This window comes from Colwellia sp. (assembly GCF_013215345.1).
Taxonomy (GTDB): Bacteria; Pseudomonadota; Gammaproteobacteria; order Enterobacterales; family Alteromonadaceae; genus Colwellia.
In genome coordinates this window covers 1-13,149 of sequence record NZ_JABSOV010000046.1, presented here as the reverse complement: position 1 = coordinate 13,149, position 13,149 = coordinate 1, and the positions used below count along the sequence as shown (strand labels likewise).

Below are 13,149 nucleotides of genomic sequence, written 5' to 3'. Positions count from 1 at the left end.
TGGGATTGAGAGCTACGCCGCCTTGGAGTATTTTAACCAGCACAAGTGAGCAATAATTTAATGGAATTGGTATTTAAGGGTTATTGAAATGAACACTTAGGTGATGAGTTTACCTAAGTGTTTTTATATAAAAACTAGTTTAGCTGTGATATTTAATTATCTAGCCATTGAGTGAAGAGTAATTTTTTAATCAGTGGTTGGCCTGTTTCTTTAATAAGTAACTCTTTTACTTGCTCTTCACACTGTAATTGAATTTCTGCGCGGCCTTTCATCGACTTAACTTTCGCTTCAGATTGTTGGCCAATGATGTTGATTATGGCATCGCGTAATAAAGGTGCATGATGTTCCACTATGCTAAAGTCATCACCGGCAACCATTAGCTCTACCGTTAAGCGTACATAACCCATTTTCTTTTTCACCGCGATATAATTGGTGACAATGTCAGGCTCAAAACCATAGTAAGCATAATTGCTAGCATTGGCCCTAGAGGCACCAATGGTAAAAGTGAATAAAATAGAAAAGAGAATTAAGGCTTTAAACATAAAATAACAGTCGATTAGGGATGATTGAACTTAGCCTTATCATAACCTGATTTTAGTTTTTTACCTGATTATTTTTTATTAAATTTTAATTCTACTACTCCCTTGATTGAGATAAATGAGTTTACTGTTTAGGTCTGCTACTATAGCGACGATTTTAACGATTGATCATTTTATAAAGTAGATTCATGAAGCAGAAAACAGTGAACTTTCCGGTAACACTTCCAGTAACTTTCCCGATAACCTTAGCGGGTCAATGGCAATCACCTAGCGATGAGCGATTTGCTGAGTTGCCGGTGCCACTTAAAGATTGGTTGCTTGATGAAGGCTCACTTACCGCCCGGTTAAAAAGCCGCTGTGAAAACTTTAAAGTTAAGGTTGTTGGTGAGCAGCAACAACGATGCTCAGCAGCAGAAGCTTGCAATCTTATTAAAGTAGGTGAACCTATTTTAGTGCGGGAAGTTATTTTATATTGCGATGGTGTACCGCAGGTTTTTGCTCGCAGTTTACTGCCTTTAGCTAGCTTGACCGGTAAAGAGCGGGTACTTGGCAATTTAGGTGAGCAACCCTTAGGGCAAGTGCTGTTTAATAATCCTTCACTGCAACGTTTACGGTTAGAATTCTCCTCTTTTTCAGCTGAAACTGGTGTCGCTATTTTAGCTACTAAATTAACTGAGAAACCCAAAAAAGAACTTTGGGGGCGTCGTTCTATCTTTATGTTGGACAATAAACCTTTGATGGTTGCCGAGGTGTTTTTACCTGATGCCTTTGCTTATCAAGGCTCAACAAATGTTAGCGTCTCAAACTAATAAAACACCTATTAACCAGATAGCCAGATAACAAAATACTAAAAAGAAACCGATACATGCTAAAAAAACTGCAACAAAAATGGTTAGCGATTAAGTTAATTACCCGTATGGACAAACCTATTGGTACCTACCTATTATTATGGCCAACGTATTGGGCATTATGGATTGCTAGCGATGGTTGGCCTAACATGCACATATTGTTGGTTTTTAGTTTAGGTGTCTTTATCATGCGCAGCGCGGGTTGTGTGATAAATGACTACGCCGATAGAAAAATAGATGGCAAGGTTGCCCGAACTAAAAATAGACCCCTTGTGAATGGCATGATGAGTGCAACCGAGGCTATTAATTTATTTGGTGTGTTAATTGGTATGGCGCTTGGCTTAGTGCTGACCCTAAGTTGGCCTACTATTTATCTCTCTGTGGTCGCGGTGTTTTTAGCGGCGCTTTATCCCTTTATGAAGCGTTATACCCAGTTGCCACAAGTGTTCTTAGGTGCCGCTTTTAGTTGGGGCATGATCATGGCTTTTTCAGAAGTACAAGGTCAGATACCCTTAGTGGCTTGGTTACTGTTTGCTGCTAACCTATGTTGGACCGTTGCTTACGATACCATGTACGCCATGGTTGATAGAGAAGATGATGTGCAAATAGGGGTGAAATCTACGGCTATTTTGTTTGCCGAAAACGATAAGCGCATTATCGGTTTTTTGCAATTAATGACCTTGGCTTTATTGTGGACAGTAGGTGATATCTTAGCCTTTGGTTGGCCGTATCAGCTGTGTCTTATTGTGGCTGCGGGCTTATTTAGCTATCAACAGTTATTGATTGTAAATAGAGATCGTGACGCTTGTTTCCAAGCTTTTTTGCATAATCATTGGGTTGGTTTGATTGTCTTTGTTGGTATATCTATAGAGTATTTATAGTCGTCTGCTGAATTAATTCAGTAGTTGAATAAACTCATCAAAGGGTAAAGGCTCACTAAAGTAATAACCTTGGTATTGATAGCAACCCAAGACTTTTAAACAGTTGAGTTCTTCAGCTGTTTCAACACCCTCAGCAAGAATATTCATCTTCAGGGTTTTTCCCAAGCTAATAATCATACTGGCAATGGCGGCGCTCTCGTTGCATTGCTCAATATTGGCGACAAAAGAACGGTCTATTTTCAAGACACTGGCTGGAATACGCTTTAAGTAGGTAAGTGAGGAGTAACCGGTACCAAAATCATCAATACTACAATCGATAGCATTGGCTTTGAGCGAGGCGATTAACTTAATGGAATCTTCAATGTTTTCTACCAGAAGGTTTTCTGTTAACTCTAACGCTAAACGTTCAGCGGGAATGTTGTTTTGCTTAATAGCATGCAGCACCCGTTCTTGAAAGTCATGTTGATTTAACTGTTTAGCGCTAACGTTTATGGCTATTTTCTTAAAGGACTCTGGTAGAGCTAATTGCTCAAGTTTGTTGATGTCACGACAGGCTTGCTCTAATACCCATTGGCCAATGGCGAGAATTAAATCACTTTCTTCGGCAATGGGGATATAAACACCAGGCGACTCCATACCATGCACAGGATGTTGCCATCTTAATAGTGCCTCAGCACCAATAATGTCACCATAATGATTATATTGTGCTTGGTAATATAGTTTAAAGTCTCCGTGCTCTAACCCTCGCTTCATATCATCGACATACGCTAGACGGCGTTTTATTTTTTCAGACATTGCTGGCTGGTATTGTTTTCCTTGTTTGCTTTTAGCGCGCTTAGCTTCGTACATGGCAATATCGGCAAACTTAATGAGATTATTCACTGTGCTGCTTTGTAATGGGAAAAGCGCATAACCAATACTGCAACTGAGTTTGTATGAGTTAGCATCGATAACAAAAGGTATTGCCAGTAACTCATTAATCTGGGTAATTAATTGGCTGATGGCATCTTGATAGCCGAAGTTAAGGTTCTTTACCAGCATGATAAACTCATCACCGCCAAAGCGACCTACATCAATATGCTCACTGCTTAAAGAATGCAGACGGTTTGCTAGGGTGAGTAATATTTTATCGCCAACGGTATGACCCATGGCATCATTTATTGGCTTAAAACGGTTAAGGTCAATAAAGATGATGGTGCCAATGTGCTTATTGCGATGGGCATCTTCGATGGCATTGGTCAGAAGATGATTAATATGTTGTCGATTGAATAAACCAGTTAAACCATCGTGCTGTGCTTGATAGGCTACTTTTTCTTCGATGAGCTGTCTTGAATGGACTTCTTTAACAAGAGAGTCGTGCACTAGTGAGGTATAGCAGCTAGTCGCTAGTTTATTCAAAATAGGCAACAACGCCTTTTGCACTTCATCCGCTAAGGCATAATGGGTTTCGAAAATAAGTAAGCCATGATCAGAGATGATAAAGCCAAACAGAAAATGATCATTTTTACATCGAAAGGAAATATTTTGCTGAGCATGATTAAGTTGCTCGGCAAAGTTGGTTAATACTGAGTTTTGTTGCCAAGGTTGGCCACGCTTATTTTTAGGAATACTTAATAAATGCTGATAGTTTTTGCTTTCCAGTGCGGCTAATTTACTAGGCATGCCACTATGATCGCAATGCATATAAATATGGGCACTGGTTAAGTTGAGGCGGCTAAAACATACCTTTAAAAAAACTTTCAACATGGCTTTTAAATCAAGCTTATTGCCAATAGCCATGGCAAGCTCATGTTGTAGTGAAATAATAAACAGTGCTTTATTCATTGTTCACCTAGTTGCTACCAAGAGCTGATTACGGTTGATTTATTGAGAAGGCAAATAGCGCCACTGGCACTATTGGCTATTTCTCCTAATGAAAGTACACCAAATAATATTGGTGTCGGGCAATGCTTGGCGATGACATCAAGTTCTTGCTCAAATTTATCTTCCATATATAACACCCTGCTAATGCAATCAAAGATCATCGACGTTGATGTAATCTCTGATGCGGTGGAAAATGCAGTGATAGCGGCTTGTTCGGCCGAGGATATTAACGTCTCAGTATCACTTTCCAGTAAATAAACCATAGAGTTAATTGGTATATTGCCAAGCCATTGCAAGTGGTTATTATCGGCGGAAATAGGTTCTCGTACGATCAAGTTGTCATTAATATCCTCAATACCGAGGGGGAAGTTCTTGGCGATATCAAAAAAATTATCGCTATTAAATCTATGTTCACTAGCACTTTCAATCGCTTGGCAATAAACTTCCAGTGCCGGTTGATAATTTAAGCTTTGCACGGTTTGTCCGTGTGCATCCGATACTAAAAAAGGGCCTTGGAAAATTCTCCAGCCATGGCCAACACCGGTACTTAGTTTGCTAGGTAAGGTGACGAGCAAAGCCGCATTACTGTGCAGCCCTTGATTAGTAAAAATACAAGGACGTTGGATGAAGTCTAAACTACCGGCACCACCGCCAGCGATATTGATACCGTGATCTAAACATTCAAATAGACAATCGATAAAGTTTTCGATGTTGTTGAGTAAAGAGTCATAAAACATCAAAAAGTTATCATGACCACAATAATTGTTTTTTTGATCGAGCGTGGTGGTAATGACATCTTCTAACTTGTCTTCAGTACCAACCTGATGCAATTGTGAAAATACCGTGACATCAAAGGTTTCGTTAAAACCAATAATCAAAGCGCCTTGCTTTAATAAAGTATTTTGTAAGGTAAGCATGGGATAGATACCACCGAAGATTGTCAGTGGGCAGGCGCTGAATAGTGAAGAGAGCTTATCTTCGGGGTAATGATTTTGGCTGCAGGTTAACACTAATAAACTTTTTGCCCCGCTATTTTGGGCAATAGTTAAGCCGTGCTTAAAGTCGCATAAGGTATCGCTATGAGTATGCCAAGTGAATAATCCAGTATTCATCTTATTGTATCTCTTGATTTTTTTTATTATTATTACCGCAGTGCTCCTAGCATAATGCCTAAGTTATTAGCAGAAAACTAGTGTTAATTATTGTATTGCCGTCCAAGCACTTGTGTATTGGTTTATATTCGTTAGTCTGGTCAACGGATAATATAACTACTACTTATGTCTAGTTGCGTTGTTTAATCAAAGCACAGTACAACTAGTAGGCTCAATTGCATTGCTACAATAATAAGTTCTTATATAAAAATAATTAATGACAATAAGTTAAAAGGAAGGAACAGATGAAAAAATCAATTTTCGTAAAAGCGGCACTCGTGGTATCGCTAGGTTTATCCTCATTGGGGCTGTCTGTGTCAGCTCATGCCGATGATGACAAAAAATATCGTTGGCGCTTAGCTGAAACTTGGGGTCCTAATTTTCCTATTTTTGGCGATACCACAAAAAATATGGCTAAAATGGTAAAAGAAATGTCCAATGGCCGGTTAACCATTCGTATTGATTCTTCAAATAAACATAAATCAGCATTAGGTATTTTTGACTTTGTTAAGAGTGGTCAATATCAAATGGGTCATTCTGCTTCGTATTACTGGAAAGGTAAAAACTTTAATACCATGTTTTTTACTACCGTACCCTTTGGCATGATTGCTTCTGAACAGCATGCATGGTTCTACTATGGCGGTGGCATGGAGTTAATGAAAAAGGTTTATGACCAATATGGTATTTTGTCATTTCCTGGTGGTAATACTGGTAACCAAATGGGTGGCTGGTTTAAAAAAGAAATTAACAGTGTTGCAGACCTTAAAGGTCTGAAAATGCGTATCCCTGGTTTTGCTGGAGAAGTATTAGCAAAATTAGGCGCTAAGCCAACTAATATCCCATCAGGTGAGTTATATACAGCGTTAGAACGTAATACTATTGATGCCTTAGAGTGGGTTGGTCCTTCTTTAGATTTACGCATGGGTTTTCATAAAATAGCACCATACTATTACACTGGTTGGCATGAGCCTGGTACAGAGTTACAGTTTATGGTCAATGAAAAAGCTTATAACTCGCTACCAAAAGACCTACAAAAAATTCTAACTGTGGCGATGAAAGCAGCAGCTTATGATATGTACGCGCAATCTATGCATGCTAGTGGTGTTAACTTAGCTACGCTGAAACAAGATTATCCGAACGTAAAAATGCGTTCTTTTCCTAATAGCGTGATGAATGCTATTAAGAAAACCAATGACGAGTTATTAGCAGAATTTGCAGCAAAAGATCCAATGACAGCTGAGATTTTAAAATCATTAAATGATTATAAACATCAGGTACGTGCTTGGACTAACTTGTCTGACCGAGCCTACCTAGATAATTTTGATAGCAAGTAGCATTTGCTGTTAGGGTAAAGTAGTTTTTTATAAAAAAATCAGTGGGCTCGGCTCACTGATTTTTATTATTAATAGATTACCTGTTCATTTTATTTACTAATATCGTTACTAAAAAGTGTTACTAAAAAGTGCTACTAACAGAGAAACTACATGGATTCAGTGTTAAAAATAACGGGTAAAATTATCGATGCCTTAGGTAATTTTTGCAGTTTGCTGATGGTATTAATGATCATCAATGTTTTTTATGACGTTATCATGCGTTACTTTTTTAATGATGTCAGTATTGGTATGCAAGAGCTTGAATGGCATTTATTTGCCGCCATGTTTATGTTTGGCATTGCTTATACCCTCAAGGAAGACGCTCATGTGCGAGTTGATGTTTTTTACGATACATTATCAGCTAAAAAACAAGCCTTGGTGAATATCTTTGGTTCGTTAGTTTTAGCGTTACCCATCACTTTAGTTATTTTCTATTACAGCTGGGACTACACTTTTGATGCCTATCAAATGGGCGAGGGCAGTGCCGACCCTGGCGGCTTACCGCATCGTTGGATAGTGCGCAGTGTTATTCCACTTTCTTCTCTCTTTTTAATTCTTGCTATTTTTCATGTGATGCTTACGCAAGTGAAAACTCTCATCACGTCAACTCAGCCTGAAAAAGGGGCACAATAATGACAGGTATTATACTGTTCGCTATTGCCCTAGTTTGTTTGTTTTTAGGTTATTCGGTTGCTTTTACCTTTGCAGGCGTTTCATTAATTGTTGGCACTCTTGTCTTGGGAGCCGATCTATTCGCTTTTATGCCTTATCGCATAATGAGCATTATGGAAAACACCATTTTAATGGCTGTGCCTATGTTTATTTTTATGGGCATAGTTTTACAAAAAACCGGCTTGGCCGAACGCTTGTTAGAATCTTCCGCTAAACTATTTGGCGGAATTTCTGGTGGCGTGGCAGTTTCAACTATCATTGTAGGCGCCTTATTGGCTGCATCAACAGGAGTGGTTGGCGCTAGTGTCGTTGCTATGGGCGTTATTTCACTGCCAGTTATGTTGAAAAATAACTATCACCAGCCAACTGCTGCTGGGGTTATTTGTGCTTCGGGCACCTTAGGGCAAATTATTCCGCCTTCTATCATCTTAATTATTTTGGGTGATGTTATGGGTGTACCTGTGGGTGACTTATTCCGCGCGGCAGTGATCCCCGGTATGTTGTTAGTGATTTTTTATACAGCTTATATTTTAATTTTAGGCAAGTTTAAACCCGAATTAATGCCACCTCTGGTGGTTACCGAAAGCAAGCGAGAGTTATTAGTACAAGCGCTAAAAGATATAGTTCCGCCGTTAGTACTCATACTTGCGGTACTCGGTTCTATATTTGCGGGTATTGCCACACCTACTGAATCGGCTTCTATCGGCGCTGTTGGTGCGGTTATCTTATCTATTTTCTATGGCAGTTTTTCTTTTAGTAAAATGCATGAAGTTTCTAAAGAGACGGTGAAAGTGACTTCCATGGTTTTTGCAGTACTTATTGGTGCGACGGCCTTTTCTATGGTATTTAGTTACTCGGGTAGTGAATATTTGATAGAAGACTTCTTTATGGAGCTACCTGGCGGTAAATGGACTTTTATTATTTTAGCCATGTTAGCAATTCTCATTTTAGGATTTTTTATCGACTTTATTGAAATTGCGTTTTTAGTGGTGCCTATCTTATTACCCGTGGCGATTGCTTTAGACGTTAATTTAGTGTGGTTTGCCATATTAATTTCAATGAACTTACAGACCTCATTTTTAACACCGCCCTTTGGTTTTAGTCTATTTTACTTAAAAGGTGTGGCCCCTAAATGGATGAAAACAACTACTATTTATAAAGGTGTTATCCCCTTTATTCTGATGCAAATCATGGTACTACTGCTGGTAATATTATTTCCTGAGTATTTGATAATTTCCTAGCCCAGTAAAGTGGCATCGTAAGGTTACCGAACCCAAGTTAATTTAATTAACTTGGGTTCTTTTGTATGTTGAAGATTAGTCGATAAACAACTGGTTTTAATAATCTATTTAAACTATTAGTTACTGTTTTTATTGTGTTTTATGTTTTATGCCGGTGTGCACCACATTGAATAATCGGTAATGTTGATATATATTTTATATTAGTCCTTACCTGTTGGCTGTTTGTATGTTCGCACAATACAAAAACTGTTTATTTTTTGTCTTCTTAGTCTTTGCCGCCCATGTGGCAGCAGATGAGAGCAACCGTGCAACAGGAAGTGAGCAATTACAATTCAGTGCTTTCGCCACACTCGGTGCTGTTTATTCGGATTCTGATCATCATGGCTACCGAAAAAGTGTTGGCTCTAATGATGCTGTTTATTCTGGTGACATTGATTTTAAGCAGCATACATTACTTGGCTTGCAAGTTGACTGGTCTATCTCGGCAAACTTTGATGCAGTTTTTCAAGGGGTATTAAGAGACTTACCCGAGCCATCACTCGATAGATATACCACCCTTGCTTTTCTACGTTATGAAGTGAATACCAATTGGATCCTCAGGCTCGGCCGAACAGCGCCAGATATTTTTTTATTGACCGAATATCGAGATGTCGATTTTTCTTATATTTGGGCGACAGCACCCAATGAGATTTATGGCATTGTTCCTTACCGTAGTATTGATGGACTTGATGTTACTTATAGCCGAAGAGCCTTAGGCGGGATATTTAAAACCAAATTATTTACCGGCGAAAGTGACGCAGATATTGCGGCTAACACCATTGTGGTAAATATTAAAATTGAAGATATTCTTGGTATCGCGCTGTCCTTCGATCACTTTAACTGGGTAGTGCACGTTAAATATAGCCAAGTCACAATTGCCAGTGAACCACTAACTAATGCTTCTTTAGCGGCTAATATCAATGAAGTTCCCGATTTTTTATGGCCTAACTCACAATATTTTTCTTTGTCATTGTTACTAAAAGGGCGAGAAGTCGACTATTCCTCATTAAGCGGCCAATATTTGTGGGGTAACTGGCTGGCTTCAGCCGAAATGGCGCAAATAAAATCAGCTAGTACGGTTATTCCTAAAATAACCAGTGGCTATGCTGCTTTGTCATATCAGCTCAATAATGCTCACCAATTTTATGGCATTTATGCTGTTACTGACTCGGATAATTATATTTTTGACGAGCCAGGAGTCAATCACCAGGCACTAGAAGACGTTATTCACGCGACAGGTGAATTATTAAACTTTTATGCAACAAATCAAGAAACTATTTCTTTAGGCTGGCGTTGGGATATAACCAGTTATATGGCTTCATCATTACAATGGAACTACACAAGTTTAAAAGAGGGTGGTAGTACTTTATGGTTAAATAAGCCTGATCAGCATGATGTTGCGGAAAATGTTAATACCTTTTTACTCACCTTGACTATGGTGTACTGATGAGTAAATTTCCGCACGCTCTAGCCATGTTAATACTGACACTTTTGAGTGCTTCAGTTTTGGCACAAGAACCGCTTGCAGTTGTGGTGAACAAGGCAAACCCGGTGAGTAAATTATCCCGCTCCGAACTGATTGACCTATTTATGGGTAAGTATGTAGCCTTTCCTGATGATAGTAAGGCCATTCCGGTTGAGCTTAAGGGTGAGCATAAGATCAAAGTTGATTTTTATCAAAATCTTGTTGGCATGCCTTTATCTCGTGTTAACGCCTATTGGTCTCGATTACGCTTTACTGGAAGAAAGCGCGCCGCGGTATTTCAGCCCAATGAAAATGACTTAATTGCCTTTATCATAGCCAACAAGCAAGCGATTGGTTATGTACCGCAGTCACTTATCACCACTGACTTAAAGGTGGTTTATATATTAAATGAATAAATCTGGCTTAGTTATTCGATTGGCAGTTGTTATTGCCTTTACAGCAGTAATTGTTGGGCTTATTACTACCCAGATTTTCTATCGTTTTACTTTTTTGAATGAGCAACTACTGGGCGAACAGAGTATTAAGCAATTATTTAATACGGTTTCTCCGACAGCCTCGATCGCCAGTTATTTAGGCGATGAAGAGCTGGCCCAAGAAGTTATTAATGGTTTGATTAGTAATGACCTTATCACTGCTGCGGCCATGAAAACGGATATGCTTATGGTGAAAAGTGCTAACTATCAAGAATCGGCAGCTATGCTTGAATTTGTCTTGTTTTCACCTTTTCAAAAAGAAAGGAGTGTTGGCGTGCTGCTGGTTAAGCCAAATGATAAGCACCTTGCTGATAAAGCCAGTAATATAAGTGCGACTAATACTGCTGTGGTCGCAATTGAAGCGTTGATCATTACCGCTATTTCTATTTTTGTTACTTATTATGTTATTACTCGTCCTATTTTGAGTATAGGTAAAGCATTACATGCAATCCGCCCAGGAACGCTAGAGCGAATAGACAAACCTTCATCACATGAAAATAGTGAAATAGGTCAGTTAGCTGATGATGTTAATGATTTGTTAACTAAAGCCGAGCAACAAATGCTCAGGGAAAAAAGCCTAAGAAGTGAAGTTCAGGTATTAGAATCAAGATTTAGAATGCTATTTGAAAATGCCACTTCAGCTATTGTCTTAGTGGAGCCTCAGGGCGATATTCTGCTTTATAATAAGACGTTTGAGCAACTCATTGAAAAGTTGAAACTGCCATTGAAAAAGAATTATGGTAACTATTTACAAGAGCTCTTTATTTTAAAAAAAGAATTGCATGAACAGATCCAAACTTCTTTTGCTAATGATGAGTCCGCAGTGGCAGAGTTAGAATTAATATCCCATCAAGAGGAAAAAATGTGGGTGCAAGTGGTGGTCACTCAACTCATAACCGATGACTTTCAAGAAAACTATCAAATCACCCTACACGATATTTCCAAACGTAAACAACAAATATCATTACTTGATCAAAAAGCCAATTATGACAGTTTAACTAATTTACTTAATCGTCAAGCCGCAGAGCAGCATTTAAAACAACTTACTGTCACCGGGGTTGCATTTGCGCTGATAATGATGGATTTGAATGATTTTAAGCCGATAAACGATGTTTTTGGTCATGATGCCGGTGATGAGGTATTGATTCATGTTGCCAGTCAATTAATGAAAAGCCTAAGAAAAGCCGATGTTTTAGCACGCTGGGGCGGCGATGAGTTTGTCATAGTCTTGCCTAATGCCACTAAAAAAGAAGTGACTAATGTCTGTGAAAAATTGGCTGCGCAATTAAGTAAGCCCCTGCATTTATCCCAGCATAATAAGACTGTTTTTGTTACTGCTAGTATGGGGGTTAGCTTTTATCCAGATGAGCAATTGCAGTTATTAGAGCTCATTAGAGCCGCAGATAAAGCCATGTACCAGGTGAAAAAAGATAAATCGACCAATAAAGCACTTTATTTAGCCTTTAGTAGTGACCTTGCTAAGCCGGATAATGCTGGGAAAGCAGTGTAATGACAGTAAATTATGAGGCAAGGCGTTCGTCAATTACGCTATTTTCACCACAAGCAGAAGTTCATCGGCTTAGATTAACGCTGAAAATATTGCTGACTATTCTTATTCTGCTACTGCTTAATGAACTGATTTTTACTGGCCCATCAATGTTAGCTTTGGCGACATTTTCATCGATTATCCTTTTAGTGGTGTTTTACTTTTGGGCTTCTCCCGATACCTGCAGTGTTATAGCTGGCATGGTGTTATGGTCTATCGCAGTCTTTATTACTTACGCTTGTTGGTTAGGCAATGGCATCTTTGACACCATTGTATTTGCTTTTCCCTGCCTATTGATGCTGGCCATAGTGTTATCAGGCAAGTTAATTTTTATTTCTTTGTTTGTCTATCTGGTTAGTGCTTTATGCTTCTTCGCTTTTGCCCATAACCAAGGCTTTTTGGCGGGGGCTGAATTCTTTGCCACATTACCCATGTGGGGGCGAGTCTTTAGTTATATTGTTATGTTGACCTTTTTTTCTGTCGGGGTGTTTTTTATCTTTGCCGATATAAAAAAACGATTCAAATACATCTTGCAAAAAAATGCTGCCCTAGAGTCGGACATTGGTCAATTAAGAAGGAGTAGTCGCTTTGATCTACTTACCCAACTACCCAATGAAAACGCTTGCAATATTGACCTTGCAGAACAGCTGAAGCAACAAAAAGCGTCAGGCCATATCTTAGCTTTTATCACCTTGAATCTGGGGAATTTACACTCAATAAGGATGAACTATAGCCATAGTATTTGTGATGAAGCACTTAAATTATTGGCAACAAATTTGCTGTCTTTTACCAATGACAAAACGGTTGTTTATCGGTTCCAACAAAATGAATTTGTTATTTTAATACACTCCATTGATTATCGTGGTATCAGAACCTTTGCGGAAAAAATGCGGCATGTTTGTTCACAAACCTATCATGTAACGGACTTTGACGTTGCGCTACAACCTAGTATTGGTATTGCGCTCGCGCCTTTTGATGGTAGTACAATGGTAGAGCTGCGGCATAACTCTCACTTAGCAATGCATGCGAAAGGCGAA

General features: G+C 38.9%; 12 protein-coding genes. 9 read left to right on the top strand and 3 right to left on the bottom strand.

Annotated features, from left to right (window positions below; all coding sequences use genetic code 11):
* Positions 1 to 152: 152 nt before the first annotated feature.
* The gene (locus HRT50_RS09000) at positions 153 to 542 is read right to left on the bottom strand and encodes a flagellar basal body-associated protein FliL (protein ID WP_291613605.1); all 390 of its coding nucleotides are present in this window, start codon (positions 540 to 542) and stop codon (positions 153 to 155) included.
* Positions 543 to 727: 185 nt separating this feature from the next.
* Between HRT50_RS09000 and HRT50_RS08995 the strand changes: the two genes are divergently transcribed.
* Together HRT50_RS08995 and ubiA are read left to right on the top strand one after the other, a co-directional pair.
* Positions 728 to 1,348 (top strand): chorismate lyase, encoded by a 621-nt coding sequence (locus tag HRT50_RS08995; RefSeq protein ID WP_291613603.1) that lies wholly within the window; start codon positions 728 to 730, stop codon positions 1,346 to 1,348.
* Between the two features lie 56 nt (positions 1,349 to 1,404).
* Positions 1,405 to 2,268: a 4-hydroxybenzoate octaprenyltransferase gene (ubiA, locus tag HRT50_RS08990; RefSeq protein ID WP_291613601.1), complete on the top strand. Its 864-nt coding sequence runs from the start codon at positions 1,405 to 1,407 to the stop codon at positions 2,266 to 2,268.
* Positions 2,269 to 2,280: 12 nt separating this feature from the next.
* Here the strand turns inward: ubiA and HRT50_RS08985 are convergent, their stop codons facing one another.
* Both HRT50_RS08985 and HRT50_RS08980 read right to left on the bottom strand, forming a co-directional pair.
* The gene (locus tag HRT50_RS08985; protein ID WP_291613600.1) at positions 2,281 to 4,092 is read right to left on the bottom strand and encodes a bifunctional diguanylate cyclase/phosphodiesterase; all 1,812 of its coding nucleotides are present in this window, start codon (positions 4,090 to 4,092) and stop codon (positions 2,281 to 2,283) included.
* Between the two features lie 14 nt (positions 4,093 to 4,106).
* Entirely contained in the window at positions 4,107 to 5,243 is a 1,137-nt protein-coding gene (locus HRT50_RS08980) for an FIST signal transduction protein (RefSeq protein ID WP_291613598.1), read from the bottom strand.
* Between the two features lie 284 nt (positions 5,244 to 5,527).
* Here HRT50_RS08980 and HRT50_RS08975 point away from each other — a divergent pair, with 284 nt between their 5' ends.
* The 7 genes from HRT50_RS08975 to HRT50_RS08945 form a co-directional block, all read left to right on the top strand.
* Positions 5,528 to 6,616, top strand: coding sequence for a TRAP transporter substrate-binding protein (locus tag HRT50_RS08975; protein ID WP_291613596.1), 1,089 nt, complete (start codon positions 5,528 to 5,530; stop codon positions 6,614 to 6,616).
* A gap of 150 nt (positions 6,617 to 6,766) precedes the next feature.
* A complete protein-coding gene (locus HRT50_RS08970; protein WP_291613594.1) occupies positions 6,767 to 7,288 on the top strand; it encodes a TRAP transporter small permease subunit in 522 nt (173 codons plus the stop codon).
* Positions 7,288 to 8,568 (top strand): TRAP transporter large permease subunit, encoded by a 1,281-nt coding sequence (locus HRT50_RS08965; protein ID WP_291613591.1) that lies wholly within the window; start codon positions 7,288 to 7,290, stop codon positions 8,566 to 8,568. Before HRT50_RS08970 ends, HRT50_RS08965 begins: the two co-directional genes overlap by 1 nt.
* A 226-nt stretch (positions 8,569 to 8,794) precedes the next feature.
* Entirely contained in the window at positions 8,795 to 10,054 is a 1,260-nt protein-coding gene (locus HRT50_RS08960; RefSeq protein ID WP_291613589.1) for a hypothetical protein, read from the top strand.
* The gene (locus tag HRT50_RS08955) at positions 10,054 to 10,488 is read left to right on the top strand and encodes a hypothetical protein (RefSeq protein WP_291613583.1); all 435 of its coding nucleotides are present in this window, start codon (positions 10,054 to 10,056) and stop codon (positions 10,486 to 10,488) included. The genes HRT50_RS08960 and HRT50_RS08955 overlap by 1 nt, the downstream gene beginning before the upstream one ends.
* Positions 10,481 to 12,076, top strand: a complete 1,596-nt coding sequence (locus tag HRT50_RS08950) for a diguanylate cyclase (RefSeq protein WP_291613580.1) — start codon at positions 10,481 to 10,483, stop codon at positions 12,074 to 12,076. The genes HRT50_RS08955 and HRT50_RS08950 overlap by 8 nt, the downstream gene beginning before the upstream one ends.
* A partial coding sequence (locus HRT50_RS08945) for a GGDEF domain-containing protein (RefSeq protein ID WP_291613579.1) occupies positions 12,076 to 13,149 on the top strand: 1,074 nt, incomplete at its 3' end. The genes HRT50_RS08950 and HRT50_RS08945, both read left to right, overlap by 1 nt.

What these genes read in the sequence shown, in the direction of transcription:
- HRT50_RS09000 (WP_291613605.1), bottom strand. Translation starts at nt 542, where the DNA reads ATGTTTAAAGCCTTAATTCTCTTTTCTATTTTATTCACTTTTACCATT.
- HRT50_RS08995 (WP_291613603.1), top strand. Translation starts at nt 728, where the DNA reads ATGAAGCAGAAAACAGTGAACTTTCCGGTAACACTTCCAGTAACTTTC.
- ubiA (WP_291613601.1), top strand. Translation starts at nt 1,405, where the DNA reads ATGCTAAAAAAACTGCAACAAAAATGGTTAGCGATTAAGTTAATTACC.
- HRT50_RS08985 (WP_291613600.1), bottom strand. Translation starts at nt 4,092, where the DNA reads ATGAATAAAGCACTGTTTATTATTTCACTACAACATGAGCTTGCCATG.
- HRT50_RS08980 (WP_291613598.1), bottom strand. Translation starts at nt 5,243, where the DNA reads ATGAATACTGGATTATTCACTTGGCATACTCATAGCGATACCTTATGC.
- HRT50_RS08975 (WP_291613596.1), top strand. Translation starts at nt 5,528, where the DNA reads ATGAAAAAATCAATTTTCGTAAAAGCGGCACTCGTGGTATCGCTAGGT.
- HRT50_RS08970 (WP_291613594.1), top strand. Translation starts at nt 6,767, where the DNA reads ATGGATTCAGTGTTAAAAATAACGGGTAAAATTATCGATGCCTTAGGT.
- HRT50_RS08965 (WP_291613591.1), top strand. Translation starts at nt 7,288, where the DNA reads ATGACAGGTATTATACTGTTCGCTATTGCCCTAGTTTGTTTGTTTTTA.
- HRT50_RS08960 (WP_291613589.1), top strand. Translation starts at nt 8,795, where the DNA reads ATGTTCGCACAATACAAAAACTGTTTATTTTTTGTCTTCTTAGTCTTT.
- HRT50_RS08955 (WP_291613583.1), top strand. Translation starts at nt 10,054, where the DNA reads ATGAGTAAATTTCCGCACGCTCTAGCCATGTTAATACTGACACTTTTG.
- HRT50_RS08950 (WP_291613580.1), top strand. Translation starts at nt 10,481, where the DNA reads ATGAATAAATCTGGCTTAGTTATTCGATTGGCAGTTGTTATTGCCTTT.